This window comes from Pontibacter sp. SGAir0037 (assembly GCF_005491705.1).
Taxonomy (GTDB): domain Bacteria; phylum Bacteroidota; class Bacteroidia; order Cytophagales; family Hymenobacteraceae; genus Pontibacter.
Genome location: NZ_CP028092.1, coordinates 4,036,104 through 4,062,816, shown reverse-complemented (window position 1 = coordinate 4,062,816; position 26,713 = coordinate 4,036,104). Strand labels below are relative to the sequence as shown.

Sequence of the window (26,713 nt, the reverse complement as noted above, 5' to 3'; positions counted from 1 at the left end):
TCAGTTTTCTTTGCTAGAATGTTTAATGGTAATGCTATAGTTATCCAAGCCTTCTGTGGTATCTTTCAAAAGAAGGCTTTTATATTTTTCGTAATGCTGCTGCGTTTGCTTTTTCCCATTGATGTAAAAAGCGTCTTGGTTAATGGTGAGTTCATAATCTTTTGCATCTTTATCCAAGAGCCCTTCCCGCTGCAGCTCGCTTACAATCTTCTCATAGCTCACTTCATTTGCCTCCCATCCTGAAATATTGGTGATTTTCCCGTTAATGCTTTGGCTTGCTTTAGCCACTCCTGTGCCTGTTATGGTACTTTGTTTATCTGAATTTTGTACCCGTGCGTATGACACAGACCGCTGTGTGTTAATTGTCTCTGCTTTGCTAGCTTTGGCTACTGAAGGAATGGGCAAAGCAGGAGGAGAGGCCACAGGAGGAACTGGTGCCGCCGCTTCATCTGTCGGCAAGGCATTCCGAGCAACTTGCTTTAAACTCTCTTTTTCGCTAGCCGCCATACGCGGTGCTTTTTTGCTTTCCGTTAATTGTTGCTCTATCAGTTGCTGAAACTCCGGTATGTCTTTGTCCGGAACACGCTTGCCATTTACATACAATTCAGCAATATCTCCTTTTTTGTTTTTGATAATGATGAGGTTAGAGGTTTGGCCGGTGGTGTCGGTCAAGGTAAAAGAAGATGCCTGTAAGGCTTCTGACGTTTCTGGAATGCTGTTGGCTGGCAGAAGTGCTGCGTCAGCTGTTTTTTCCTGAGCTGGAAGTAGGGAGGCATTAAAATCCTGTTGTTCCTGGTTTTTCAAACCCGCCCAGGCACCGAAAGAAAGTAGTAGCATGCCGCCTATTATTACCAGGGCAGCGGCAAAGCCTTCTCCGAAAGATGGTCTTAATTCTTTTTTCATGATTAGTCGTTTTATTCTGCTGAGTAATGTTCCTTTTTTACCTGTAAAGGCAAGAGCAAGGCCTGGCGATGCAGGCATTCTCAGTTCCTCTAGCTGTGTTAGGGCATGGGCATAGGTAAAGGTGTCGCCGTTGCAGGCTGCCACGGCCAGATCGTCGCAGCAGTGCTCTCGCTCGGTACGTACCTGCCCTGACAGCCACCAAACAGCCGGATGGAAAAAGAAAATGGTTTCCGCTATCTGCTGCAGGAGGTTAAGCAAGTAATCGTGGCGCTTGATGTGCGCCAGCTCGTGTGCCAGAATAGCCTCCAATTGCTTTATATCTAAACCTGTTGCGGCTCCAACAGGCAGCAGGATAACCGGCTTCAGGTAGCCGAACGTCATGGGTACCTGTACAAGAGCCGATTCCAGCAGCTTTACCGCCTGGTGCACTCCCACACCCGCCTGTATGCGTAGTAATGTTTGCTGCCACCTTTCCTCCAGTGGCTGTACTTTATACTGCCGAAGCCGCTGCACATAAGCTAAACCTCCTAAAAAACGAAGCGACATAACCAGGAGCCCCATCAGCCACAGGCTTACGAACAATGGCAAATGCTGTGTGAAGTAACCTTTACCGGTTACAAGGGCGCTGCTCCAGAAGCTTGCTGGTGCCTGGGGTGCAGTGGCGGTAGTGTAAGTTATACCTGAATGCTGTGTATGCAGAGAGGTTACAGGTGTTGCCGGGGCTTCTGAGGTATAGTAGTGGCAGAAAGTAGCCAGGAACAACAGAAACGTAACGGCCATTCCGGCCATAGCTGCTTTATACCGGGTATGGGCGCTGTGGCGATTTAAAGCAATCATGAGTAAGGCAACTACCAGGGCCACGAGGGCAGCCTGCCAGAGAGAGTGCAACAGTGCCCAGCCTATAGCACTTGTTATAGGCTCAGGTAAGAGGTGTGTGCTAAAATTCATTTTTCTCCTCCTTTCAGTTTATCCAGTAAGTTTCTGATTTCGTCCAGTTCTTCTTTAGAAGTGCTGCGGTTGCCGAGGGCTTGCATCACCATCTTCATGGCTGAGCCCCGGAAGGTAGCGTCCAGGAATTTATTTAAGAGCTGCTGCTGTGTCTTCTCTTCTTCCAGCAGTGGGCGGTATATATGCGACCGGTTGGTTTTATCTGCCTCCAGCATGCCTTTTTCGGCCATAATCTGCATGAGCTTTAAAGTTGTGGTATAACCCGCCTCTTTGGCTTTGCTTAACTCCTCATGTACAAACCTGACGGTAGCGGGGCCATGTTGCCAGAGTACCTGTAGTATCTCCAGTTCGGCTTCTGTAGGTTTATGCTGGTGTTCTAAACTCATATAAAACAGTTGGTTGTAGTTTGATGGTTACCTCTATACAAGTATATACGAAATAATTCGTAAATAAAAACAATTAGTACGATTTTTTTCGTAGTTAAAGTGACGTGGGAAAATGGAGAGGCAAGCCTGCACTGGAAAAGCGTAAAATCTACTGTTTAAGGAAAAAGCAGTCTAATGTGTGAGAGCAGATTTGATCATGATAAACTCGTTGATGTTTTCTGAATTGATAACGCCAACCAGCCTGCCATTGTCGAATACAGGGCAAAGGGGTGCTTTAGATCTCTGAAGTTCAGTATAGGCTTTGGCAAGTTTATCTTTCGCCTCAAATCTGCAGAACTCCGTTGTCATAATCTCTGTAACAACTGCCTGCATTTTTTCTTCTTTCACTGCCTGTATAAGCTGCATACGGGTAAGCGTGCCAAGTACCTGCCCGTCCTGCTCTACCAGAAAATCCTGGTCAGAACCCATAAGCAGTTTGTCTAGAGCATGACGTATGGTATCGGTGGGTGCCAGTGTCAGGAAAGTTGTCATCATGCCCTCGCGTACTTTGTGGCCCCGCAGAAAGTCCAGGTGCTGCACCATGATGTTTTCGGAATAAGCCCCGAAAAAAACGAAAGCTCCGATCAGAATGAGGAAAGGATTATAAAAGAAGCCGATAAAGGCAAAGAAGATAGCCAGGAACTGCCCCAGGTTGGCAGCAATTTGTGTGGCGCGTACTCTGCCCAGCTTAAAAGCCAGCAGAGCCCGCAAAACCCTGCCCCCATCCATGGGAAACGCTGGAATGGCATTAAAAGCAACCAGAATCACATTTACCATCATCAGCAGGTAAAGAAAATTCTGAGGAGTGATTCTGGTAAAAAAGGCTTCGTTCGGTGTTTCTCTAAGAGGAGGTAAGATAAGCCAGAGTACTAAGGCGATCACAACATTTACGGCAGGTCCGGCAACAGCAATCAGCAGCTCCTGTTTTGGCTTTTCCGGCATACGTTGCAGGCTGGCAAGTCCGCCAATAGGTAGCAGTGTAATAGCTTTTGTAGGAATACCGTAACGCCTGGCTGTGAGGCTATGGCCTAGCTCATGCAAAATCACACACAGAAAGAGCGAAAGCACAAACCCTACTGTTATTAATACGGTAGTTGTGTCGCTGCCCCGGCTCACTTCCTGAAACACAATCCAGGCAATCAGGATAAGGAACGTCCAGTGCATCAGGATACGGATACCTGCTATTCGTCCGAGGCTAAGTGACCATTTCATTGGCTTTGTTTAAAGAGACACAAATTTTAGTATGCCGGAATATATCATCAGGTGCAGCACTTTTTTTATTTAATTATAAACCAGCATAAAAACAGGTAAAGGCAAGATTTTGTTTACCAGGTGCTTCTGCCTTCCTGTTTGTGCTCTCTGCTAATTCGGAAAAGCTATTTCAAAAGCTGAGGTATTACCTTCTCTCCGAACACTTCGATATAGCGCTCTTGCTGCAGGTTCACATTGTGGAGCATAAGCTGTGTGAAACCTAAATCAATATCCTGCTGCAACCATTCTATGTGCTGGCTCGGGTCAGAAGATATGCGTACATGCTCCCGCAGGTCTTCTTCCCGCACAAAGGAGGCCGCCTGTTCCAGTTGCTTGGCTGTGCGCAGGTCGGATAGCACCGGGCTCGGGAAAATATTGGATCGCCACTGATCGTGTGCCCCCTGTAGGGCTTGTTGCTCATCATCTGCATAAGACAGCTGCACCTTCAGGTACATCGGTTTTCCTTCTCCGCCTCCCTCTCTGAAAGCATCTACCATTTTCTTCAGCTCTTTTGGCGGTTTGGATACGGTAATCAGGCCGTCGGCCCAGCTGCCAACCCAGCGCGCGGTTTCTTCGGTAATAGCTGCCCCAATAATTTTAGGCGGCGTAACTGGTCGGGTATACAGCGTTGCTTCTTCTACCTGCACAAAGCCGTGGTGTGTAACTGTTTCGCCAGCCCAAAGTGCACGGATAATATCCACGCATTCTTTTAAACGGGCATTGCGGTCCTGTTTTACCGGCCAGGGGCCACCGGTAATGTGCTCGTTAATGTACTGTCCGCTTCCCATGGCAACGAAAAAGCGATCGGGAAACATTTCGGCAAGCGTGGCAGCTGCCTGTGCAATAATAGCCGGGTGATACCGCTGCCCCGGCGCGTTTACAATGCCAAAAGACAAGTTTGTCGCTTGCATGGCGGCACCCAACCACGACCAGGCAAAGCCACTCTCTCCCTGATCCAGGCTCCAGGGAGCGTAATGGTCGGATGAGAGGGAGGCATTAAAACCTGCCTGCTCTGCCATTTGTACGAATTTCAACAAAGTGCTTGGCTTAAACTGCTCGTGCGAAGCGTGGTATCCTAATTTTATCATAGTTTCCTTGTCTATTTTTTCTTTCCCTGCTTTTTAGAACTACTGCTGCTCTTTTCTGCTTTTGTACCAGCATTTTCAGATGGTCTTATATAGAACCACCTGTAGCCGTAGGCATTTAGTTTTAGCTCACCTTTCTTGGGCAATGTATAGTTGCCGTTGTCGCTCATAAGCTCCAGTACGCTTTCATGCTCCTCTTCCAGTATGGGTAGCGTTACCGAAACTTCTTCTCTGCTCATGTTGTGTACGGCTAATACGAAACAATGCAGCCTGCAGGTATGTGCAAATACTGCTTTATGGTTGGTTTTAAGTATTTCTAACTCTCCATTACCGATTTCAAGGTACTGCCGCCGCAACCGGATAGTATGCTCCATCCAGTTGAGCATTGAGTTTTTATCGTGTTGCTGCCGTATTACGTTTACTCTCGTGTAGGCGTAATCTCCCTGGGCAATAGATGGGCGTGGCAGTTTAGAAGGTGCAGCTTCCGAAAATCCACCATTGCGCTCAGGCGACCACTGCATGGCTGTTCTTACGCTGTTGCGGCCTTGTAAAGAAAGATCGTCACCCATTGCTATTTCTGATCCATACTGAATAACAGGTGTGCCCGGCATGCTAAAGAGCAGGCTGTAAGCTAACTCCAGGCGCTTTTGGTCTCCGTTGAGCATGGGGGCCAGCCGGCGCCTGATGCCTCTGCCGAAAATGAGCATATCTTCACTTGGTGCAAACGCTTCGAATACGTGCTTTTGCTCTTCTTCTTTCAGATCTTCCAGGTTTAGCTCATCGTGGTGGCGCAGGAAGTTGAGCCATTGAGAGGTAAAATCTTTTTCGGGAAGAATCGCTAACCCTTTTTGCAGCGGTTTTGCTTCTTCTGTAGCCAGTGCCAGGAACATGTGCTGGTTTAAAAGGAAGTTGAACATCATGTGCACACGTTCTTTGCCTTTAAAGAACTTGCCCACTGCTTTCGGAGGTCCTGAAGCCTCTGCCAGCAGTACACCATCGCGGCTGTGGTTCGATATAAACTCGCGCATATCTTCTATCAGGTCGTAAAACTCTTCCTGGTGCTGAGGGTTATCGTTCTGAACAAGTATATGTGCCGCGTCTACCCTGAAGCCTGCCACGCCCAAAGAAAGCCAGAAGCCCATTATCTGGTGAACTTCCCTGCGTACGGCAGGATTAGCCAGGTTCAGATCAGGCTGGTGTTTGTAAAAACGGTGTAAAAAGTATTCACCGGCTACCTCGTCGTACTGCCATATACTGTTGTCTTCGCCGCTAAAGGCTGGCTCATATTCCGGGTTTTCAGGTTTTTCTTTGCTCCAGGTATAGTACTGGTAGTAAGGCGAGTTTTTGTTTTCGCGCGCCTCCAGAAACCAGGGATGTTGGCTGGAGGTATGATTGATCACCAGGTCCACAACAACCCTGATGCCTCTTTCTTTGGCTGCCTGCACAAAAGCTGCAAAATCACCAAGGTTACCCAGTCGGCTGTCTACGTTATAGTAGTCCATAATGTCGTAGCCGTTGTCGCGGTTAGGCGAAGGGTAAAAGGGCAGCAGCCAGATACAATTAATGCCCAGTGTAGCCAGGTAATCTACTCTGGTAATCAGGCCCCGGAAATCACCGATGCCATCGTTGTTGGAGTCCTGAAATGTTTCTACATCCAGGGCATACCATACCGTATTTTTATACCAGAAGTCTTTTTCTATGATCATGTTTTCTGTTAGTTGGTTTAAAGGAGTGCTGGCAGTGCCTATGGTGCATTCTCTGGTTTATTTTACTGCTTTTCTGATTTCATCCTGGCTTCTCTCCGCCGAAAGCCTGAACCACCGGTAGCCGTAGGGGCCCAGTTCCAGCTTATCGTTTTTAGGAGTGGGAAGGCTATAACTCTGGTCGCTGAACAATTCTACCACTTCCTCCGCTTCCTGTATAATTTTAGGTGCATTAAACGATACAGAAGCATCGCTAAGGTTATGAAAAGCAACCAGGGTGGCCTGCAGCGCACAACTATGAGCAAACACTGCTTTGTGACCTGTTTGTAGTACGGCCCATACCCCTTTCCCGATCTCGTGGCATTGCCTTCTGATGCGTATCAGGCGTTCCATCCAGTTAAGCAATGAGAAGTTATCGTTTTGTTGTGCCATTACAGATACCTTCTCGTACCCGAACTCACCGCCTGATATAGCTGGTCGAACCAAATCTTTGGGCGGAGCGGTAGAAAAACCGCCGTTCTTGGTGTTGCGCCATTGCATGGCAGTTCTTACACTGATGCGCCCAGGTAAAGATAGATCGTCTCCCATGCCTATTTCTGCGCCATACTGTATTAGTGGTGTGCCGGGCAGGCTAAACAGTAAACTATAGGCAAGCTCCAGTTGCTGCCGGTTGTTCTGTAGCATAGGCGCTAAGCGGCGGCGGATGCCATGCCCGAAAATCTGCATATCCTTTTCAGGGGCAAATACTTTAAATATTTCCTCTTGGGCTTTCTTGTCCAGGTCTACCAGTGTAAGTTCGTCGTGGTGGCGCAGAAAGTTTAGCCATGTTGCTGTTTCCGGAATAGGAGGTAGTTTTTCGAAGCCTTTTATAAGAGGAGCTGCCTCCTGGATAGCCATGGCATGAAAGAAGTACTGGTTTATCAGGAAGTTGAAGGCCATGTGCATACGCTTCTCTTCCTGAAAGAAGTTGCCGACCATAGCTGGCGGACCAGTGGCCTCTGCCAGCAGTATGCAGTCCTGGCTGTGCGTGTTGATATAGCTCCGCATGTCTTCGAGCAGCTCATAAAAGTGCTCCTTGCTTTCCTCCTGGTCTGTTTGCACCAGTATGTGCGCTGCATCTACCCTGAATCCTGCCACGCCCAAAGCCAGCCAGAAACCCATTATATTATGTATTTCTTTATGAACCTCAGGGTTTACAATGTTCAGGTCAGGCTGGTGGCTGTAAAAGCGATGCAGATAATATTCCTTCGCCACTTCATCATACGACCAGATACTATCTTCTTCGCCTCCAAACATAGGCTCTGCATGAGGCGATTTAGGCTTTTTCTTTCGCCAGATGTAGTAGTTATAATATTTTGATGCTTTATCGCGTCTTGCCTCCTGGAACCAGGGGTGCTGATCGGAGGTATGGTTTACAACCAGATCGATGATAACCCTGATGCCCCTCTCTTTTGCCTCCCGCACAAAAGCTGCAAAATCACCTAGAGTGCCAAAACGTTTGTCAACGTTATAATAGTCCATTACATCGTACCCGTTATCGCGGAACGGAGACGGGTAAAAAGGCAATATCCAGATGCAGGTAATGCCTAAAGTTGCCAGGTAGTCAAGACGGCCTATCAGCCCCTGAAAGTCACCGTTGCCATCGCCATCTGTATCCTGAAAGGTTTCAATGTCAAGGGCGTACCAGATGCCCCCTTTGTACCATTGGTCTTTTTCTCTCATAAGGGTGCATTAAGAATTTACAGGAAAGGCAATTGTGCTGAGCAGCGCATTTTCCGACTGACGGGAATCCAGGCGGGTATGTTGTACCACAATGGGCACGTCAGATTCTATAACACTGGCATAGTCGGTATCGCGTGGAACAGGCTGCGGGTCCTGCAGGTCGTTAAAGCGCAGATGCTTAGTGCGTCGGGCAGGTACTTTTTGGATGTAAGGACCTATCGGATCTTTATCTTCAAAATAAATCCAGATGCTAACGGTGGCATCCTGATCGGATGTGTTTAAGATGCAGGCTGTTTCGTGGCTGGTAAACGCAGGCTCAGGGCCGGTGCCATAAGAAGGAATGTAACCCTCGGCAATTGCCCAGGTTTTGTGCCCTATTGCTTTATTCATAGTTTTGCTCTTGTCGGTGTTGCAATGGTTGCGTAAAAACTTCTTGTATACACAACAGTTTTTGCATACTTACGGTTTTATTTAAACTTTTGGTTACGAACCCCAAGAGGCAGGGCTTTTAAAAGATGCGCGATATGAATCTGAAAGAAAGGGATTTTGAGCAGGAGTTAACCTTTCAGGCCTCCAGGAGCGGTGGTGCTGGCGGACAGAATGTGAACAAGGTGGCAACGAAGGTAGAGCTAAGGTTCCATGTGGAAAAATCGCAACTGCTCAGCGAAGAAGAAAAAGCACTGGTGCAGGAAAAGCTGGAAAAACGCATCAACGGCGAAGGTTATTTGCAGGTGGTGTGCCAGACAGAGCGTAGCCAGTTGCAGAATAAAGAACGTTGTAAAGAAAGGTTTTATGAGCTGCTAAGGCAGGCATTAACCCAGCAGAAAAAACGAAAAGCCACTAAACCATCACGCGCTTCTGTTAGGCAGCGCCTCGAAAGTAAAAAGCGGCAGTCGGAGAAAAAAGCTGGTCGTGGGTTTAGGGGAGACTACTAGGGGCAATACTTTTGCAGATTTTTAGTTTACCTGGAAACAATAGGTAAGGTATTTGCTTCTACAGCAACAATAGATTATAACCTGAATTTAGAATGAAGAAGAGTTGGCTTATAGTATGCGTATTAGTAGCGGTGGCTTTTAGAAGTGAAGCACAGGTGTATCGTACAGCTGCAGGTATAAGGTTAGACAGCGATCAGTTTGGCATTACTATACAGCAGAGAGTGCAGGAACGTAGCACTGTAGAAGGTATTTTGTCTATGAGCTCTAATGAATTTAGAGGAACTGCTCTGTACGAGTGGCACAGGCCTTTGCTAGGCAGGCGCTTTAACTATTATATGGGAGCAGGCGGGCATGTAGGAAACTTAAAAGACAACGGCACTTTTACAGGTCTGGATGTGATTGGTGGTATAGAGTACAAAGTGAATGGGCTGCCTTTTTTACTGTCAGCGGATATACAGCCTGCCGTGCATTTCAACCACGAAAACTGGACAGACTTTTCAACTGGTGTTTCTATCCGGTATGTGATCCTGCCCGAGAAGAAGAAAAAGAAGAGTTTATGGCCGTTTGGCAAAAAAGAAGAAACGTCTAAGAATAGCAAGGCATCGCAGGAGGAGGAGAATATATTTCAGAAGATTTTTAAGAAGAAGGAAGATTAAGGCTACTCTCCTGCACCCGCTTCTTTTTTTAGGAAAGGTTGCCGGAGAGCAAGGTGGTTATCAGAAGCACAGAGGCCCTGCTTTCATTGTAAAGTAGGGCCTCTGTGCTTCCGGAAATACATCATCAACTACTTTTTCCTTTCTTTCCACATCTGGTTAAAGGATTTTGGCGCTACCTTAATAGGAGCCCGGCGCTTGTTCCAGGTATCTTTTGTAACTTGTTTGATTACAAAGTTTTTGAGGCTTGATGGTGCAATGTTCATGAGCCTGCGGCTTTTCATGGCTTTTAACCACAGCTTAAAAGCTGTTTTTTCCTGCTTATCTGCCAGGCCCTGATCAACACTTTGTTTACGGTTAAGCAGCAGCAGGTTGTGAATGTTTATTTTTACAGGGCAAACAGAGGTGCAGGCACCACAAAGAGAGCTGGCATAGCTTAGGTGCTTGTTTTCTGCCATACCATTTAAATGGGGTGTGATAACCGAGCCAATCGGGCCACTATAAGTTGTTTCGTAGGTATGGCCGCCAATATTCTTATACACCGGACAGATGTTCAGGCAGGCACCACAGCGAATACAGTTTAATGCTTCGCGTTTCTCCGGCAGTGCCAGCAGCTCGGTGCGGCCGTTGTCGAGCAGAATCACATACATCTCTTCCGGGCCGTCTTTCTCCTGTGGCTGACGAGGCCCGGTGAAAATAGAATTATACACTGTTACGTTCTGGCCTGTGCCGCTGGTGCTGAGCAAGGGCCAGAACAGCTCCAGGTCCATAATGGAGGGAATGAGCTTTTCAATGCCGACAATGGCAATATGCGTTTTAGGAAACGTGGTAGAAAGGCGTGCATTTCCTTCGTTCTCAGTTACAGCCACACCTCCTATATCCGCTATCAGGAAATTACCGCCTGTTATACCTACTTCGGCAGAAGTATACTTCTCGCGCAGCAGCTTACGGGCCGTCAGTACCAGTTCCTCGGCGTTATCGGTAGGGGCGATATTGAGTTTGCGCACAAACAGATCGGCAATGTCTTTTTTAGACATGTGCATAGCAGGTGTTACAATATGATATGGGCGCTGCTCTGCCAGCTGTACAATGTATTCACCCAGATCAGTTTCTACTACCTCTACGCCGTTCTTCTCCAGGAAATTGTTTAGATGAATCTCTTCCGTGCTCATCGACTTCGATTTTACAACCGAGCGGGCACGTTTGCGCTTCATAATATGGCCAATTTCCTTTAATGCCTCTTCTGCATCCCGAGCCCAGATTACTTTTCCACCTCGGGCCGTAAAATTAGCCTCAAACTCCATCAGGTACTTATCCAGGTTGTTGATGACGTTTGTCTTTATATAAGAGCCACGCTCACGGGCTAATTCATGGTCGAGGTACTGGGTAAGCCCACGCTTTACAGCTGTATTGTACTTGCCAATGTTGAATTTAATCGTTGCGCGGTGGGCGGGATCAAATGCTTTTGTTTCTGCATCCTGCAAAAACTGTTTAAGTCTACTCATAATGATACTCCCTACGGTCTTTCCTGAAGTATGGCTACATCAGGAGTGTGGTTTAAAAGAAAAAACACCCTTAAAGTTAGGGTGTTTTCTCAAAAGCCAATCAGTCTGTGGCTGTTTTATGTTTAACGTATGTTATAGCAGGCTTAGTGTATTATTTTTTGTTGCTATCAACTACAATGCGGTTTTCGCGGTTAGCCAGTTCCCAGGCTGTATGAAACGCTAAGCGAGCCACTTTTTCAGCACTTTCGAAAATAATCTTATCTACAGTATCGGTTGCTTTGTGATAATCGTCGTGCACACCATTAAAGTAGAAGATAATCGGAATACCTTTTTTAGCAAAGTTGTAGTGGTCTGAACGGTAGTAGAAACGGTTCGGATCGTTTTCATCGTTAAAAGTATAATCCAGTTTCAGGTTCACATACTTCTGGTTGGCCTCCTCATTGATCTGGTGCAATTCAGAAGAAAGTTTATCAGAGCCGATTACATAAATATAGTTGCTGTCGTTTTGCTTTTCATGGTCATAGTCCATGCGGCCGATCATATCAATGTTCACGTCAGCTACTGTGTTTTCGAGCGGGAATACAGGGTTTTCAGAATAGTATTCCGAGCCAAGCAAACCTTTCTCTTCGCCTGTAACCGTCATAAACAGCATACTGCGGCGTGGGCCCATACCTGCTTTCTTTGCCTCTGCAAAAGCTTCCGCTATTTCGATAACCGCTACCGTACCGGAACCATCGTCGTTTGCGCCGTTAAATACTTCGCCATCTTCTACACCAACGTGGTCGTAGTGAGCTGTTACCACCACTAATTCATCTTTTTTATCAGAGCCCTCAATGTAGCCCAACACGTTTTCGGTGGGTACTGCAGAAGTTACACGCTCTGTTTTAACCTTGATATTAGCAGCTGATTTGAAAGTGCCGGGCGTCGCTTTTCCGGCTTTTGTAACCGCTGCCACATATTCCTGCATTTTCTGAGGTGTAGTATTCAGAAGGGCGGTGCCAACTGCCGGCGAAATAAACATAGAAGCAGTAGCCGTTTGAGCCGGTCCTGTTGCTTTTAAACCAAGAGATGGTCTGCTGGCGTAGCTTCTGTAGCGTTGCGTAAGAGTTACAAATTCGTCGCTGGTGCTGCCCGTCATAATCAGAACGCTTTTCGCGCCACGCTTAGCGGCTGCATTGCGCTTGCTACGGAAGTCGTTGCCCCAATCAGAAGCCTTGTCGGTACCGCTGATCAGGAATTTGCCCTGGTTGTTTTTAGGCTCACCAGCCAGTACCACTACCATTTTGCCTGTTACATCCAGGTTGGTATAGTCTGAGTACTTTGCATCGTCTATCCCGTAACCGGCAAACACAACTTCAGTAGCTTGCTCTGTCTGGTACGGAGAGGCTCCCAGTACAAAGAAGTCCTGGCCCATCATAAACTTTTTATCGTTTACCATAATGTAGCCTTCGCCCCACTGGCTGCGCTCCAGGTCGAATGTCTGGTAGTAGGGGTTAGAACCATTTTTTACTGGTCCTGTCAATCCATCTTCTCTAAACTCACGGGCAATATATTCTGCGGCCATTTTCTGGCCTTTTTCACCTGTGTCGCGTCCTTCGTATTCGTCGGAAGCAATAATGTGCAGGTGCTTAGACAGGTCGGCTGCTGTAATAGTAGCGGCATAAGTCGGAGCCGCTGCCTGTAGTTTGGCTACATCAGTAACAGGGCCCGAAGTAGAAGCAGTAGGCGTTTTAGCGCAGCCAAACGATAAGGCTGCCATTACCGCATACGCATAATAATGATTATATTTCATAGGTGTTCAGGTATAAGTATTAGATTAGTTTATTGCTTTACAACAAGTACTGTAGCAAAGGCAGCCACGCCCTCCTTTTTACCAACGAAGCCAAGGTGCTCTGTAGTGGTGGCTTTAATGGAAATATCTGCTTCCGGAATATTCATAACCTCAGCCAGGCAGGTTTTCATAGCAGGTATATGTGGGTTTACCTTCGGCTCCTGCAGGCATATAGTAGAATCGATATTGCCAATCTCGAAGCCTTCCATAGCCAGCAAATGCACCACCTCTTTTAGCAGAATCTTGCTGTCGATGCCTTTGTACTTGGGGTCTTTATCGGAGAAGTGATAGCCTATGTCGCGCATATTGGCGGCTCCCAAAAGTGCGTCGCAGATTACATGTATCAGTACATCGGCATCGGAATGGCCTAAAGCTCCATGGGTATGTGGTATTTTGATGCCACCTAACCAGAAATCCAGCCCTTCCTGTAGCTGGTGAACATCGTAACCAAAGCCAGTCCTTATCTTTAATTTCATGTGCTTCAGAAGTTATTAAGATAAAAATTACCGCCTCCTGCCTGTAGAGCAGGTTTGCAAATGGTAAAAGTAGCTTAAAATATATTTAAACGAATGGGAATAGCTTATTTTTTGGCCTTTGCCCCGGCTTACCCTCCCTTTGCAGTAGAATTGCTGTAACATAGAACAGCCAGTCTCTGCTTAAGAGAGACTGGCTGTTCTTGAAAAGGTTTAAAATTCTTTTAACTGTTATTTCTCTACCTCCTCAAGTGAAGGATAGTCAATATAGCCTTTAATGCCCGGCACATAAAACGTGTTCGGATCGGCTGGTGTCAGTTCGGCATTCAGTTCGAAACGCTTCGGCAGGTCCGGGTTAGCAATAAACGGTACGCCATAGGCTACCATATCGGCATCGCCTTCTTCTATTACTTTATTGCCTGTTTCCTGCGTAAAGCCGCCGTTGATAATCAGGTTGCCTTTATAGATGGGGCGGTAACGCTTGGCAATTTGCGGCTCTGCATGCGGAACATCTTTTGCATTGGCTCCCGGTTCAGTCAGGTGCAGGTAAGCCAGTTGGTACTCATTCAGCTTTCCGATAATATAATCGTAAGTCGGGATGGTATTTTCGTCTAAGGTAATACCAAACAGATTGTGCAGGCTTGGGTTCAGGCGTACCCCCACTTTCTCGACTGGCACTACTTCTTTTATGGCATCCAGTATTTCGAAAAGTATTCGGGTGCGGTTTTCTTTAGACCCGCCGTAGGCATCAGTGCGTTTGTTGGCTGTAGTTACAAAGAACTGGTGCAGCAGGTAACCGTTAGAAGCATGTATCTCTACGCCGTCGAATCCTGCTGCTATAGCGTTTTGAGCACCTTGTTTAAAGTCCTGCACGATGGCTTTAATCTCATCAATGGTAAGTTCTCGTGGAGTAACCGTGTCTTTAAAACCTTCCGGCGTAAAAGACTTGCTTTCGGGGTTTATAGGAGACGGTGCAACAGGCAGGTTGCCATTGTGAAAATCGGGGTGCGACATACGGCCTACGTGCCACAGTTGCAGAAATATTTTTCCTCCCTCCTCGTGCACGGCCTGCGTCACTTTTTTCCAAGCTTCTACCTGGGCTGCAGTATGTATGCCTGGCGTATTCGTGTAGCCAACAGCCTGCTCCGATATCTGTGAACCCTCAGAAATAATAAGACCTGCTCCGGCGCGTTGCCTATAATAGGTGACATGTATATCGGTTGGCGCCTTCTCAGGGTTCGTAGCTCTGCTGCGTGTCATGGGGGCCATTACTACACGGTTCTTCAGTTCAAGGCCATGCAGAGATATAGATTTTAAAAGTGGTTGAGACATAGAATATTCGGATATTAAAATGTTTAAAACGTTAGAAAGTTATTGAGTTAGAGAGGTTGGGAGTTGGAGAGTTAGTTTGAGTTAAAGAAGATAGAGTTTGTGATATCGTACCTCTTCCCTTTTTAACTTTCCAACTCCCAAAAGATTTCTAGCTCAACATCAGTCCCAGCCTGGGGCAAAGGATGGGTTGATAAGGCGTTTGTTTTCCTGCTTCAGCTGATTGATCTGCTCAGTTTCTTCCGGCGTTAGTTCAAAATCGAACACATTGAAATTGGAAGCTATACGCTCTTTTTTAGATGTACGCGGAATGGCCAGCACTCCCACCTGCTGGATGAGCCAGCGGAGTGTGATCTGGATGGCGTTTTTGTTGTACTTTTCGGCTATGTTTTGGAGTACTTCACGTTCCAGCACTTCTCCCTGTGCAATTGGGCTGTAGGCCGTAAGCGTAAGGCCTTTTTCACGCAAATAATGGTATAGTTTGTCCTGGTTGAGGAGCGGGTGATACTCTACCTGGTTTGTAATGATGTCGGCACCTGTAGCCAGTACCTGGTCGAGAAGACCGGTAGTATGGTTGCTGACACCAATGTATTTCGTATAGCCCTTTTCCTGTGCCTTTACCAGTTGCTCTATATACTCCTCTACCGGCACGCTGGAGTTGGGCCAGTGGACCAGGAGCAAGTCTACGTAATCAGATTTTAATTTTCGCAGGCTCTCTTCTACCGATGGCAGAAACTGCTTTCTGGCTAAATTATCCGGTAATACTTTAGTGGTTATAAACAGCTTATCTCGGTCAGGAGCCGCATCTTTTAAGGCATCCCCTATAGCTGCCTCGTTCTGATACATCTGTGCCGTGTCGATGTGGTAAATTCCCTCCCCAATGGCAGTCTGTATCATATCGTACGCCACTTTATCCCGCAGTTGAAATGTTCCCAGCCCTAAAGCAGGTATAGTGGCTCCTTTAATTTCTATTTTCTTCATTTTTCCTTAATTAATACACCTACATTATTTGTAGATACAAATATTTATATAAAAAATTTTACCTAACCGCGCAGCTTATCCAGTAAGTTACTTGCCAGTACTGCTTCTTCCTGGTTCAGGTTATGCAGTTGCCTGTAAAGCGAAGGAAGAGCATCGTTTACCTGCTGTAGTTTATCTAAACCTGTTGGGGTAAGGCGCACCTCAATCATACGGCGGTTTGCCTGGCAGATATCGCGGGTAACATAGCCTTTTTCTATAAGTTTGTCGATTAAGCGTGTTACATTAGAATTACGATCTACCATGCGGCTCTGAATTTCGCCAAAGCAAACCGGCTTCGGGTGCTGCCCCTTCAGAATACCCATAACATTATGCTGTTGCAGCGTAAGCCCCAGCTTTCTGAAAAAGGGCATGAGTTGCTGGTTCAGCCAGTTATTAGTGAACAACAGGTTTACAAGCAGACGACGATAATCATCCCCAAAGTCTTTTTGTTGTATTTCGTCCTCTATGCGCATGTTCCAGTTTTACGGAAACAAAGGTATAGTTGTTATTTGTATGTACAAATGATTTGTGGAAAAATTTAAGAAGAGACAATCTTGGGAAAATAGCGTTTGACAAAGGACAGAAGACACAGCTAAGCCAGGCAGCACTCCTTTGTCCTTTGCCAACGTTTTATCTAAAATGCTATACCGCTACAGGCTCCTCTTTTTTTTCAGCTTTATAAAGGAGGGTGGAGCAGTTGTTCGGGCTTAATACCTTTCTAGCGCAGCGCAGTATGTCGTCCGGTGTAATAGCCTGTACCTTCTCCCCCTCCTGGTTAATGAGGTTTGCATCACCAAGCAGCTTGCTGTAAGCCAGGTTCATGGCACGGTTCAGGAGTTCAATTTCAGAAAATACTATAGTTGTTTCTGCCTGGTTTTTCACTTTGTTCAACTCTTCCTCTTCTACCAGGTTCTCCATCAGTTCCTGTGTAATAGCCTCTATAGCGGCATTGGCCTCATGCAGGTCTACGCCCTCGTTCAGCTTTCCCTGTATAATAAGCAAACCTTCTTCTATAGAGCCTGAAACAGAGGCAGAAATAGAGTTAAATAGCTTCTGGTCCTTTACTAAACGTTCGTACAACCGGCTGGATTTTCCGCGGCCTAATATGTCGCTAATCAAGTCTACGGCATGGTAGTCTTCATGTGTGCGTGCAGGCATGTGGTAAGCTTTGTAAATCGCACTTAAAGGCACATCGGCACTGGTTTCCAGCACACGCGGGCCCTGCTGTTCCGGCTCGCGCGGAATGCTGCGCTCATACTTCGTGCCTGCAGGTATAGGACCGAACCATTTCTCGGCCAGCTCTTTTGCCCGTTCAAATGTCACGTTGCCTGCTACTACCAGTATGGCATTGCTTGGAGAATAATGCTTCTTGAAGAAAGCCTTTACAATGTCCATGGTCGCATTTTCGATGTGCGCTATCTCCTTACCTATAGTAGCCCATTTGTACGGGTGCTGCTCGTAAGCGAGCGGACGTAGTTTTAACCATACATCACCATAAGGCTGGTTCAGGTAGTTTTGTTTAAACTCCTCTACCACCACCTTGCGCTGCACTTCCAAGCCATTTTCGCTAAAGGCAAGCTCCAGCATGCGGTCCGACTCCAGCCAAAAGCCGGTTTCTATATTCTGAGCGGGTAAAGAAAGATAATAGTTGGTAATGTCGGGGCTGGTAAAGGCATTGTTCTCCCCTCCTACCCGTTGCAGAGGCTCATCATATACCGGTATGTTTTTAGAGCCGCTAAACATCAGGTGTTCAAAAAGGTGAGCAAAGCCCGTATGCTCCTCCTCCTCATCGCGCGATCCAACATTATATAAAATATTAAGAACTGCCATTGGTGTTGTATGATCTTCGTGTACAATCACCTGCAGGCCATTATCAAGGGTAAATTCTTTAAACTGTATCATGTTCCTTTAGATATTAGAGGCTAGATATTAGATGCTAGACATTCGACTTCCAGGATTCAATAATCTTTTTCTTTGGCTGCAAAATAGTTCAAGAAAACATCTCTGCTTCAGTAACACTTACTTTCTTTACCAAAATCTAAGGTCTCCTATCTAACATCTAATTAAAAGCAAATTTATAAATTAGCAGGATATTTTCAGGGCTTATCCGAATGCATTAACTTGCCTCGTTATAACGTACTATCTGTTTCTTAAGATGAATTTTAACCGAAAAGAATATACCGACGATGAATTAGTTGCACTTTACCGGGCTATTCTGACGCCTCGCATGATAGAGGAGCGAATGCTGGTACTGCTGCGACAGGGGAAAGTGAGCAAGTGGTTTTCTGGTATAGGGCAAGAGGCTATCTCTGTAGGTTCTGCCATGGCATTGGAGGCAGACGAATACATTCTGCCGTTGCATCGCAACTTGGGAGTGTTTACGAGCCGAAATGTACCTTTGGGCAGGCTGTTCGCACAGTTTCAGGGTAAGAAGACAGGCTTTACCAAAGGGAGGGACCGTTCTTTCCACTTCGGGTCGAATGAGCACCATATTGTAGGTATGATCTCACACCTGGGGCCGCAGCTGGCGGTGGCAGATGGTATTGCTCTGGCTGATCTGCTGGAGAAAAAGGAACGGGTAACACTGGTTTTCAGTGGTGATGGCGGTGCCAGCGAGGGTGATTTTCATGAAGCCCTGAATGTAGCAGCTGTGTGGAAGTTGCCCGTTATTTTTATGATTGAAAACAATGGCTATGGTCTTTCCACGCCTAATAATGAACAGTTTAACTGCAAACATTTTATAGATAAAGGACCTGCTTACGGCATAGATGCACTGCAGATAGACGGCAATAATGTGCTGGAGGTATACGACACTGTACGGCAGGCTGCTTATAGTATCCGTAAGAACCCGCGCCCTTTGCTGATAGAAGCTATTACCTTTAGAATGCGTGGCCATGAGGAGGCAAGCGGCACCAAATATGTGCCGGAAGAACTCTTTGAGAAGTGGGCTAAAAAAGACCCTGTAGAAACGTTTGAGAAGTACCTGCTCGACGAACTGGTGCTGACGCCAAAGGTGATGGAAAGCATTAAAGAAGAGATCAGAAATGAAATAGAGGAAGGTTTACAGGAAGCTTTTGCCACACCTATGCCAGAAGCAAATCGTGAGGAAGAACTGGCAGATATGTACCAGCCGTTCGACCAGCAGGCAATTTCTCCGGCTTCTGCCGGCAGAACAGAAAAACGCTATGTAGATGCTATCTCCGATGCACTTCGGCAGAGTATGGAGCGCTTTCCGGAGCTGGTACTGATGGGGCAGGATATTGCCGAGTATGGCGGTGTGTTTAAAGTAACAGAGGGTTTTGTAGATGCTTTCGGAAAAGAGCGGGTGCGAAATACACCGCTCTGCGAATCGGCTATACTGGGTATTGGCCTGGGAATGTCGGTGCGCCGGAAGAAAAGTATGGTGGAGATGCAGTTTGCCGATTTTGTGAGCAGCGGGTTCAGCCAGATTGTAAATAACCTGGCCAAGAGCCATTACCGTTGGGGGCAGCACGCCGATGTAGTGGTGCGCATGCCAACAGGCGCTGGCATGGCGGCGGGGCCTTTCCATTCTCAGAGCAACGAAGCCTGGTTTTTTCATACACCGGGCCTTAAAATAGTTTACCCTTCCTCGCCTTACGATGCCAAAGGTTTATTAAACGCAGCCCTCGAAGATCCGAACCCAATTATGTTCTTCGAGCACAAAGGGCTGTATCGTTCCATTTCTCAGGAAATACCCGACGATTACTATACCATAGAGATAGGTAAGGCCAGCACTGTAGCCGAGGGAAATGATCTATCTATTATTACCTATGGCATGGGCGTGCATTGGGCAAAACAGCTTCAGCAGGAAATGCCGGAAGTGAGCTTTCATATTCTGGACTTGCGTTCGCTGCTGCCTTGGGATAAAGACGCTGTGCGGCAGGCCGTAGCCAGAACCGGGCGTGTTATGGTGCTGCACGAAGATACGCTAACCGGGGGCATAGGAGCTGAAATAGCTGCCTGGATTGGGGAGCATTGTTTTGAATTACTGGATGGGCCTGTTACACGGGTAGCCAGCCTGGATACTGCTGTTCCTTTTTCTCCGCCGCTGGAGCAGGAGTTTTTGCCTAAAACACGCCTACGCGAGAAAATCGGGACTATTATGGCTTTTTAAGAATATTTTCCTGAATAACCAGAAACCTGATGAAGCCCAAACCACTCTTCCTTTTATTATGCTGCCTTACGTTAGCTCTCGGCGCAAGCTGCCAGGGCAGAGGTGTGCTGTGCCCGAAACCAATTAGTAAGCGAAACAGAGTACAAATGCAGGCACCGGGAGGAAGAAATGTAGAAAGAATAAAAGTGGCACGAGATAAAAACGGCAGGGTGAAAAAAAGTATATTTTAAACAGGATTAAACCACATATAAAAAATGGAGTATATGCATATACGCCCCTTAAGGCAGAGAATGACAGGACTTTTGTGAAGTGAGCGTAAGTGCATAGCACATGTAAAAAAGACTAATTATGAACTGGTTACCAATAAAAAATAAAGAGCAACTGGATGCAGCATTAGAAGAGTCGGCAGGCACTCCGGTAGTTATATTTAAACACAGTACCTCTTGCTCCATTAGTGCAACAGTAAAGAGCAGGTTAGAGCGCCAATGGGATAGTGCCGGCCTCGACGATGTAAAGCCGTATTACCTGGATCTGCTTAGCTACCGCCCTGTGTCTAACGAGATAGCAGAGGTGTTGCAGGTGAGGCACGAGTCTCCTCAGTTATTGCTGGTACAGGATGGGGTATGTACTTACAATGCCTCGCATATGGGAATCAGTGCCGATGCACTGAAAAAGAAATTAAATGCCTAAAGTGAAATAACTTTAGGCATTCAGATGTTAAGCATATTGGAAGCTTATAGTTTGCTTAATGTCAGGGTGTAAGCTTAAAGCTACCGGGCAGGTACGGGCTGCATTTTCCAGCATAGCTTTTTCTTTATCAGAATAGGTGATGGCTGGCATCTTAAATTGCAGGATGATTTCCGATATACGGCGTGGCTCAGTTGCCATTATTTTGGTTATGTCGATTTCCATGCCCTCTATATGTATGTTATTGCGGTTAGCCACGATGCCCATAATGGTCATCATGCAGCTGCCAAGTGCGGCACTAACAAGGTCGGTGGGAGAAAAAGCTTCCCCTTTGCCATTATTGTCTAGTGGTGCATCGGTGATGATAGAGTTGCCTGATGCCAAGTGTTGCGCTGTAGTGCGCAGATCTCCTTTGTAAGTGCTATGTATGGTTGCCATGGTTACTTATGATAGTTTTGATAACAGTGTAAAAATAGTTAGATTTAGTCAAATTAATAAATTATTGAAAGGTGGTTAGATACCTTGTTTACATACTGGCATTCATGACTGTCGGCATACTGCCAGCTACTGCACAGTCTTTGGGAGAAGAAGACTTTAAGCGGGAACTGAGTTATGGCATTAACTTTAACTCAAATGGCGGCCTTATCGGAGGTGCCTTTATTCGTTCTTCCCATTTTATGAAGAAAAGGATGTACCAGTTTGGTGCCCTTGAAATTGTGGAAGTAAAGCACCCGAAAGAATATCCCGTTTATAATTATGAAACAGGAGATCGTTTTATTTTTCAAAAGCAGAACTATCTTTTTGTGGTGCGCCCTCAGTATGGCAGAGAGTATGTTTTGTTCCGCAAAGCTCCAGAGTCCGGAGTGCAGGTAAATGCAATAGCAGCAGCCGGTCCGTCTTTAGGGCTGCTGGTGCCTTACTACATCCAGTACCGCTATCCTGGGTCAGGTACTAATCCTCAAATGATGGATATCCGCACAGAGCAGTACGACAAAGAGAAGCACAGCGATCCATATAATATAATGGGCAGTGCCAATGTATTTACTGGCTTAGGTGAGGCTAAGATAAATGTGGGCTTACACGCAAAAGCCGGTGTTAGCTTTGAGTATGGCCGCTACGAAGAGAGTATTGCCGGCATTGAAGTCGGGTTTATGTATGAACAATACGCCAACAAGCTGAATATGATCGTAGATGCTGAAAAGTACAGCCAGTTTCTGTCTGTATACCTGAACCTCTACTATGGTTCACGCAGGTAATTCCTCTTTAATATCAGGGAAGTAAGAACTTACAAAGACATAAATCTTAGTGAAAGTCTGAAGTCTTACAGCATATCTTCCTATCTTTGCAACATGGATGAATTAATTGCGCTACCAATCATACAGCCTAATGCGCAGCCTGAGGGTTTGAATGCGCTGGGAAGGCCACGTAAGCCGAATTGGTTACGTGTAAAGCTGCCGGTAGGAAAAGAATACTCCAAAGTTAGAAGCATAGTAGACGAATATAAGCTGCATACAATCTGCGAAAGCGGCAACTGCCCTAACATGGGCGAATGCTGGGGTGCAGGTACAGCCACCTTTATGATATTAGGAAATGTATGTACGCGAAGTTGCTCTTTCTGCGCAGTAGCTACTGGCCGGCCAAATGAGTACGACACCGATGAGCCCCGCCGTGTGGCAGAAGCCATACGACTGATGGGAGTAAAACACGCCGTTATCACTTCAGTTAACCGTGATGAGTTAAAAGACCGTGGAGCCAGTATCTGGCATGAAACCGTTGCACAGGTAAAGCTCCAGTCTCCTGCCACGACCATCGAAACCCTTATTCCGGATGTGAAAGCCAACTGGGATGCCCTTATTACGATGATCTCTCCTGGCCAGGAAGTGGTTTCGCACAACATGGAAACTGTAAAGGAGCTGTATCGCCGTGTAAGGCCACAGGCGAAGTATGACCGAAGCCTGGAGCAAATCCGCCGCACGAAAGAGTATGGCAAGCGTACAAAAACAGGTATCATGCTAGGCTTGGGAGAAACAAGAGAGCAGGTGTACCAGGCAATGGACGACCTGGCAGCAAACGGTTGTGATATCTTAACACTGGGTCAATACCTGCAGCCAACCAAAATGCACCTGGAGGTGGCAGAGTTCATACATCCCGACCTGTTTGATCATTACCGTGAGGAAGGGCTGAGAAGAGGAATCAAATATGTAGAGTCTGGTCCTCTTGTGCGTTCTTCTTATCATGCCGAACGTCACGTTTTCGTGTAGCATTAACTACTTAAAATAAAAGCCCCACTGTTAGCATTTAACAGTGGGGCTTTTATTTTAAATATACTATTATCTAAAGATCCATAACAGGAGATAAAACAAATTTCATTTTGTCTGGCTGCTAAATCGTGCAAACTAAAGGTGGCCGATAAATAGGATAATTTATAATTGATCTATGTAATAAAGGTAAATACTATTATTTTATTTATTATTTATATAAAATAGTAATGTGTGAGATTAGGGCAAAAATAAATTTTATGCAATTGTGAGTACAAAATAAAATCTTTTGGATATTAGCTGAAAATTTGCACTATATTGCTACCAATTCTTTAATTTATGTTCTAATCTTTTTATGCACAAACTTTTACTGTTATTCTATGTCTGCTTTGTCGCAGGCATTACTTGCTGCTTTGGGCAGGTAGAGACGGACCTGAACCGGGCGAGTAATTTCGCCGTTCTGGCTTCAACACAAATCACTAACAACGGTAACACCTCTGTAACAGGTAATCTGGGTATTTCACCCGGCGATGCTCTGGTCGACAACGGCTCTTTAGAAGTGCTGGGTAGAACTGTGTTACCACCACAACCCGCTGCGGCCAATGCCATGCAGGATGCCCGTGCAGTATACAATGCCCTGGCTGGTAGAAACGGTCAGCCTTTAGGAGGTACGCTGGGAAACCAGGCACAGGTAATTAAGCCGGGTATTTACAACATTAGTGGGAATGCTAACTTATCACGTATTTTTCCTTTGGATGCGGAAGGCGATTTAAATGCCACTTTCGTCTTTATCATTGAAGGAGATCTAACATCCAACCTGAATGCAGGTATTCTTACTCTTAATGGAGCACAAGCCAGAAACATTTACTGGATTGTGAAAGGAAAGACCAGGCTTGCAGAATCAGGCCTGCTACAAGGTACACTTCTAAGCTTGGGAGATGTCGTGCTGGAGAACAGCGTTAGCGTTATCGGCAGGGTTGTATCTCTGGAAGGAAGTATCACTTTGAACACAAACAATGTTTTCCTGCCAACGGTTATTCTGGCCAATCTTAGTGTAACCAAAGAGGTAGTGCAAGACGATTATTATGTGGAGGAGCAAATCACCTATAACATAACAGCTCGAAATGCCGGACCAGGAGCAGCAACCAGGGTAGTAGTACGTGAGGATTTGCCTGCCGGATTAGAGTTTATAAGCGCAACTCCAACGAAAGGAGCATATGATCAGGCAACAGGTGAATGGAGTATTGCCAGTTTAAATGCGAATGAATCTGCCACACTACAACTTATTTGTAAGATTACTGCACCAGGCACTATTGTTAATAAAGTGACGATAGAAGCCGAAAACCCGGATCCGGATCCGACCAACGACACGGGTGAGGTATCGGTTGAAGCAACATACTTTGTCCCGGAAGCACCGGGTGGTATAATAGGTAACCCTGGCAGCGGAACCGGCGGAGGTGGAAATAATGGAGGAGGGACTCTTAATATCTGCGCAGGAGAAGAATACACTTTTGAAGTTCCGGTAGTGGATAGAGCTACAGGCTATACCTGGACTATTCCGACAGGTAACGGATGGGAAATACTAAGTAATGAAACCGAGAGAACAACAAACAGGATCAGAGTAAGAATCGGCACGGTTTCAGGTAATGTTTCTGTTACAGCCGATTACAGAGGTCAATCAAGCAACCCAACTACTATCTCAGTTGCAGTTACAAATATACCGGCTACTCCGGGTGCCATTGATGGCGATGCAGATGTTTGCGAGGGTGATATAATTACTTATACGGTTACAGCAGAAACAGGAGCTGAATATGAGTGGGTAATTCCGACAACAGCAGGCTGGCGTATCGTAAGCAATGAAGAGGAAAGAAAAACGAATGCTATCAGAGTAGAAATTGGTGCGGCTGCAGGAGAGATATCTGTAAGAGCAAGTAATGGCTGTGGAACAAGCCAGGTTTCGACAGTAGAAGTAGCTGTTACAAATAAACTTACTGCACCACAAATTACACCTGCTACAACTGCAACGGCATGCGTAGGCACTCAACTTACTTTCTCTGTTCCTGAAATAGCTGGAGCCAGTGGCTATAGCTGGAGCATACCTGATGGCTGGGATGTGGTAGGAGCCCCGGACACCAGAACGATAACTTTAATTGTTGGCGAAGAGGCTGGCGAAGTTGAGGCAACCATCACGAATAAATGTGGTAGTGTAACAGCTACACTGGCGGTTACTCCTATTGCGCTTCCGGCAGCACCGGCAGCTCCAACCATCACAGGCGATGATGTTATCTGCGCTAATTCAAATGCCAATACCTATACCGCTACAGGCGTAACGGGTGATGTTACCTACGAATGGGTAACTACAGGCGGGCTTGCCATCGTGAGCGGACAAGGAACCAACTCTGTTGTGGTAAGTGGCGGTGCGTCCGGAGGGTCACTTTCTGTAAGAGCTATTACTACAACCTGTGAAGTATCTGGTGCCAGCACCACAAAAACCATTTCAACGACAACTGCTCCTGATGCTCCGGTAGCTATTACAGGCAACACAGCCGATCTTTGCGAAGGCGATGAAATTGAGTATTCAGTTGCTGCTGTCGATAGAGCATCCTCTTATACCTGGACCGTTCCGACCGGAAATGGCTGGGCGATTCTAAGTGACGAAACTGAAAGAACAACAAGCACTATCAGAGTTAAAATTGGATCGGTGGCAGGTACTATTTCTGTTATCGCTAACAATGCCTGTGGTTCAAGTAGTGCCGCCACAGCGGCTATAGCTGTTGTAAACAAGCCTGCTGCACCAATCATTACACCGGCTACTGCTACAACGGGCTGTGTAGGCTCTCAACTGACATTCTCTATCCCGGCTGTTAACGGAGCCACAGCTTATACCTGGACACTCCCAGCTACCTGGACGCCTGTAGGAGATATAACAGGATCGTCTATTACAGTAACAGTAGGGGAAACAGGAGGCAATATAGCTGTAGCAGTTTCTAACCAATGCGGAGTCGGAGCAGAAGGCACTATTGCTGTTGCTCCTGTTGCAGCTCCTGCTGCACCGGTTGCTATCCTGGTGCCTCAAATATGTACAAACAGCACAGGTAATGTAATAAGCGTGGCTGCCGTACCAGGTGCTACAGGTTATACCTGGGCTGTAACTGGCGGTCTGGCTATAATAAGTGGCCAGGGTACAAATAGTATTACAGTTAGTGCTACCACAACTGGAGGTCAGATTTCGGTAACAGCTTCTGGTGCCTGCAATACTACCAGCCCTGCTACCACTGCTAATGTAGCAGTTACTGCGCCGCCTGTTGTAGGAGACATCACTGATAACAGCTCCGTTTGTAACGGCTTAACTTACGCTGTAAATGCTGTAGCTGGTGCAACTTCTTATACCTGGACCGTTTCTCCTGGCTTTACAATAACAGCTGGCCAGGGTACAACTTCCATTACAGTACAAAGAAGCAATAATGCCACTACCACTGGAACAGTATCTGTGGTAGCAAGCAATGGAAACTGCGCAGGCGAAGTTGCGGCAACAAAAGCTATCAATGTTAGTCTGGCAGATGGTCAGTTGGCATTCCCGAAAGCATTTAGCCCGAATGGTGATAGTCAGAATGATTTGTGGGTAATCCAGAACCTGGAGAAATACACAGAAAATGAGATTACTATCTTCAACAGCTGGGGCTCTGAGGTTTATAAGAGAAGAAACTACCGAAACGACTGGAATGCAGCTGGTTTAGGAGAGGGTACCTACTACTACAGAGCCAGAGTGAAATTATGTGATGGTGTTACAAAAGAATTTACGGGCTACGTAACTGTTTTCAGATAAGCAGAAGCCACATCAAAAGATTAT

General features: G+C 46.4%; 22 protein-coding genes. 7 read left to right on the top strand and 15 right to left on the bottom strand.

All coding sequences use genetic code 11. The features are described 5' to 3' along the window. The 7 genes from C1N53_RS16740 to C1N53_RS16710 form a co-directional block, all read right to left on the bottom strand. Positions 1-1,851, bottom strand: coding sequence for a M56 family metallopeptidase (locus C1N53_RS16740; protein ID WP_137760400.1), 1,851 nt, complete (start codon positions 1,849-1,851; stop codon positions 1-3). After that, positions 1,848-2,237, bottom strand: a complete 390-nt coding sequence (locus C1N53_RS16735; protein WP_137760399.1) for a BlaI/MecI/CopY family transcriptional regulator — start codon at positions 2,235-2,237, stop codon at positions 1,848-1,850. The genes C1N53_RS16740 and C1N53_RS16735 overlap by 4 nt, the downstream gene beginning before the upstream one ends. A 171-nt stretch (positions 2,238-2,408) precedes the next feature. Beyond that, positions 2,409-3,488, bottom strand: coding sequence for a site-2 protease family protein (locus tag C1N53_RS16730; RefSeq protein ID WP_137760398.1), 1,080 nt, complete (start codon positions 3,486-3,488; stop codon positions 2,409-2,411). Between the two features lie 164 nt (positions 3,489-3,652). Continuing rightward, entirely contained in the window at positions 3,653-4,615 is a 963-nt protein-coding gene (locus C1N53_RS16725; RefSeq protein WP_137760397.1) for a TIGR03885 family FMN-dependent LLM class oxidoreductase, read from the bottom strand. Between the two features lie 11 nt (positions 4,616-4,626). Next, positions 4,627-6,318, bottom strand: coding sequence for an alpha-amylase family protein (locus C1N53_RS16720; RefSeq protein ID WP_137760396.1), 1,692 nt, complete (start codon positions 6,316-6,318; stop codon positions 4,627-4,629). 57 nt (positions 6,319-6,375) lie between these two features. After that, the gene (locus C1N53_RS16715) at positions 6,376-8,037 is read right to left on the bottom strand and encodes an alpha-amylase family protein (RefSeq protein ID WP_137760395.1); all 1,662 of its coding nucleotides are present in this window, start codon (positions 8,035-8,037) and stop codon (positions 6,376-6,378) included. A gap of 9 nt (positions 8,038-8,046) precedes the next feature. Beyond that, positions 8,047-8,427, bottom strand: coding sequence for a sensory rhodopsin transducer (locus C1N53_RS16710; protein WP_137760394.1), 381 nt, complete (start codon positions 8,425-8,427; stop codon positions 8,047-8,049). A 134-nt stretch (positions 8,428-8,561) separates the two neighbouring features. Here C1N53_RS16710 and arfB point away from each other — a divergent pair, with 134 nt between their 5' ends. Then, positions 8,562-8,972, top strand: coding sequence for an alternative ribosome rescue aminoacyl-tRNA hydrolase ArfB (gene arfB, locus C1N53_RS16705; RefSeq protein WP_137760393.1), 411 nt, complete (start codon positions 8,562-8,564; stop codon positions 8,970-8,972). A gap of 92 nt (positions 8,973-9,064) precedes the next feature. After that, positions 9,065-9,628, top strand: coding sequence for a hypothetical protein (locus tag C1N53_RS16700; protein WP_137760392.1), 564 nt, complete (start codon positions 9,065-9,067; stop codon positions 9,626-9,628). Positions 9,629-9,756: 128 nt separating this feature from the next. Here the strand turns inward: C1N53_RS16700 and C1N53_RS16695 are convergent, their stop codons facing one another. The 7 genes from C1N53_RS16695 to C1N53_RS16665 form a co-directional block, all read right to left on the bottom strand. After that, positions 9,757-11,130, bottom strand: coding sequence for a LutB/LldF family L-lactate oxidation iron-sulfur protein (locus tag C1N53_RS16695; protein WP_137760391.1), 1,374 nt, complete (start codon positions 11,128-11,130; stop codon positions 9,757-9,759). Between the two features lie 151 nt (positions 11,131-11,281). After that, positions 11,282-12,922: a M28 family peptidase gene (locus tag C1N53_RS16690; protein WP_137760390.1), complete on the bottom strand. Its 1,641-nt coding sequence runs from the start codon at positions 12,920-12,922 to the stop codon at positions 11,282-11,284. A gap of 29 nt (positions 12,923-12,951) precedes the next feature. Then, positions 12,952-13,437: a 2-C-methyl-D-erythritol 2,4-cyclodiphosphate synthase gene (gene ispF, locus C1N53_RS16685; protein WP_137760389.1), complete on the bottom strand. Its 486-nt coding sequence runs from the start codon at positions 13,435-13,437 to the stop codon at positions 12,952-12,954. A 228-nt stretch (positions 13,438-13,665) separates the two neighbouring features. Then, entirely contained in the window at positions 13,666-14,766 is a 1,101-nt protein-coding gene (locus C1N53_RS16680) for an alkene reductase (RefSeq protein WP_137760388.1), read from the bottom strand. A 159-nt stretch (positions 14,767-14,925) separates the two neighbouring features. Further along, positions 14,926-15,744 carry an aldo/keto reductase gene (locus C1N53_RS16675; RefSeq protein WP_137760387.1) on the bottom strand — a complete coding sequence of 273 codons (819 nt, stop codon included), beginning with the start codon at positions 15,742-15,744 and terminating at the stop codon, positions 14,926-14,928. A 62-nt stretch (positions 15,745-15,806) separates the two neighbouring features. Further along, a complete protein-coding gene (locus C1N53_RS16670; RefSeq protein WP_137760386.1) occupies positions 15,807-16,256 on the bottom strand; it encodes a MarR family winged helix-turn-helix transcriptional regulator in 450 nt (149 codons plus the stop codon). A gap of 169 nt (positions 16,257-16,425) precedes the next feature. Then, on the bottom strand, positions 16,426-17,685 hold the full coding sequence (locus C1N53_RS16665; protein ID WP_137760385.1) for a pitrilysin family protein: 1,260 nt from the start codon (positions 17,683-17,685) through the stop codon (positions 16,426-16,428). A 253-nt stretch (positions 17,686-17,938) separates the two neighbouring features. Between C1N53_RS16665 and C1N53_RS16660 the strand changes: the two genes are divergently transcribed. Both C1N53_RS16660 and ytxJ read left to right on the top strand, forming a co-directional pair. Then, positions 17,939-19,918: a thiamine pyrophosphate-dependent enzyme gene (locus C1N53_RS16660; protein WP_137760384.1), complete on the top strand. Its 1,980-nt coding sequence runs from the start codon at positions 17,939-17,941 to the stop codon at positions 19,916-19,918. Positions 19,919-20,266: 348 nt separating this feature from the next. Then, the gene (ytxJ, locus tag C1N53_RS16655; RefSeq protein ID WP_137760383.1) at positions 20,267-20,608 is read left to right on the top strand and encodes a bacillithiol system redox-active protein YtxJ; all 342 of its coding nucleotides are present in this window, start codon (positions 20,267-20,269) and stop codon (positions 20,606-20,608) included. A 27-nt stretch (positions 20,609-20,635) separates the two neighbouring features. Here ytxJ and C1N53_RS16650 read toward each other — a convergent pair whose 3' ends face one another. Continuing rightward, complete coding sequence (locus C1N53_RS16650; protein ID WP_137760382.1) at positions 20,636-21,043, bottom strand: OsmC family protein; 408 nt, start codon at positions 21,041-21,043, stop codon at positions 20,636-20,638. Positions 21,044-21,147: 104 nt separating this feature from the next. Between C1N53_RS16650 and C1N53_RS16645 the strand changes: the two genes are divergently transcribed. The 3 genes from C1N53_RS16645 (at position 21,148) to C1N53_RS16635 (ending at position 26,689) form a co-directional block, all read left to right on the top strand. Next, the gene (locus tag C1N53_RS16645) at positions 21,148-21,861 is read left to right on the top strand and encodes a hypothetical protein (RefSeq protein WP_137760381.1); all 714 of its coding nucleotides are present in this window, start codon (positions 21,148-21,150) and stop codon (positions 21,859-21,861) included. Between the two features lie 93 nt (positions 21,862-21,954). Beyond that, on the top strand, positions 21,955-22,866 hold the full coding sequence (lipA, locus tag C1N53_RS16640; RefSeq protein WP_240773252.1) for a lipoyl synthase: 912 nt from the start codon (positions 21,955-21,957) through the stop codon (positions 22,864-22,866). A gap of 352 nt (positions 22,867-23,218) precedes the next feature. After that, a complete protein-coding gene (locus C1N53_RS16635; protein ID WP_137760380.1) occupies positions 23,219-26,689 on the top strand; it encodes an ice-binding family protein in 3,471 nt (1,156 codons plus the stop codon). Positions 26,690-26,713: the final 24 nt, after the last annotated feature.

Excerpts from the sequence above, each read along its gene's own strand:
- C1N53_RS16740 (WP_137760400.1), bottom strand. The coding sequence starts at position 1,851 with ATGAATTTTAGCACACACCTCTTACCTGAGCCTATAACAAGTGCTATA.
- C1N53_RS16735 (WP_137760399.1), bottom strand. The coding sequence starts at position 2,237 with ATGAGTTTAGAACACCAGCATAAACCTACAGAAGCCGAACTGGAGATA.
- C1N53_RS16730 (WP_137760398.1), bottom strand. The coding sequence starts at position 3,488 with ATGAAATGGTCACTTAGCCTCGGACGAATAGCAGGTATCCGTATCCTG.
- C1N53_RS16725 (WP_137760397.1), bottom strand. The coding sequence starts at position 4,615 with ATGATAAAATTAGGATACCACGCTTCGCACGAGCAGTTTAAGCCAAGC.
- C1N53_RS16720 (WP_137760396.1), bottom strand. The coding sequence starts at position 6,318 with ATGATCATAGAAAAAGACTTCTGGTATAAAAATACGGTATGGTATGCC.
- C1N53_RS16715 (WP_137760395.1), bottom strand. The coding sequence starts at position 8,037 with ATGAGAGAAAAAGACCAATGGTACAAAGGGGGCATCTGGTACGCCCTT.
- C1N53_RS16710 (WP_137760394.1), bottom strand. The coding sequence starts at position 8,427 with ATGAATAAAGCAATAGGGCACAAAACCTGGGCAATTGCCGAGGGTTAC.
- arfB (WP_137760393.1), top strand. The coding sequence starts at position 8,562 with ATGAATCTGAAAGAAAGGGATTTTGAGCAGGAGTTAACCTTTCAGGCC.
- C1N53_RS16700 (WP_137760392.1), top strand. The coding sequence starts at position 9,065 with ATGAAGAAGAGTTGGCTTATAGTATGCGTATTAGTAGCGGTGGCTTTT.
- C1N53_RS16695 (WP_137760391.1), bottom strand. The coding sequence starts at position 11,130 with ATGAGTAGACTTAAACAGTTTTTGCAGGATGCAGAAACAAAAGCATTT.
- C1N53_RS16690 (WP_137760390.1), bottom strand. The coding sequence starts at position 12,922 with ATGAAATATAATCATTATTATGCGTATGCGGTAATGGCAGCCTTATCG.
- ispF (WP_137760389.1), bottom strand. The coding sequence starts at position 13,437 with ATGAAATTAAAGATAAGGACTGGCTTTGGTTACGATGTTCACCAGCTA.
- C1N53_RS16680 (WP_137760388.1), bottom strand. The coding sequence starts at position 14,766 with ATGTCTCAACCACTTTTAAAATCTATATCTCTGCATGGCCTTGAACTG.
- C1N53_RS16675 (WP_137760387.1), bottom strand. The coding sequence starts at position 15,744 with ATGAAGAAAATAGAAATTAAAGGAGCCACTATACCTGCTTTAGGGCTG.
- C1N53_RS16670 (WP_137760386.1), bottom strand. The coding sequence starts at position 16,256 with ATGCGCATAGAGGACGAAATACAACAAAAAGACTTTGGGGATGATTAT.
- C1N53_RS16665 (WP_137760385.1), bottom strand. The coding sequence starts at position 17,685 with ATGATACAGTTTAAAGAATTTACCCTTGATAATGGCCTGCAGGTGATT.
- C1N53_RS16660 (WP_137760384.1), top strand. The coding sequence starts at position 17,939 with ATGAATTTTAACCGAAAAGAATATACCGACGATGAATTAGTTGCACTT.
- ytxJ (WP_137760383.1), top strand. The coding sequence starts at position 20,267 with ATGAACTGGTTACCAATAAAAAATAAAGAGCAACTGGATGCAGCATTA.
- C1N53_RS16650 (WP_137760382.1), bottom strand. The coding sequence starts at position 21,043 with ATGGCAACCATACATAGCACTTACAAAGGAGATCTGCGCACTACAGCG.
- C1N53_RS16645 (WP_137760381.1), top strand. The coding sequence starts at position 21,148 with ATGACTGTCGGCATACTGCCAGCTACTGCACAGTCTTTGGGAGAAGAA.
- lipA (WP_240773252.1), top strand. The coding sequence starts at position 21,955 with ATGGATGAATTAATTGCGCTACCAATCATACAGCCTAATGCGCAGCCT.
- C1N53_RS16635 (WP_137760380.1), top strand. The coding sequence starts at position 23,219 with ATGCACAAACTTTTACTGTTATTCTATGTCTGCTTTGTCGCAGGCATT.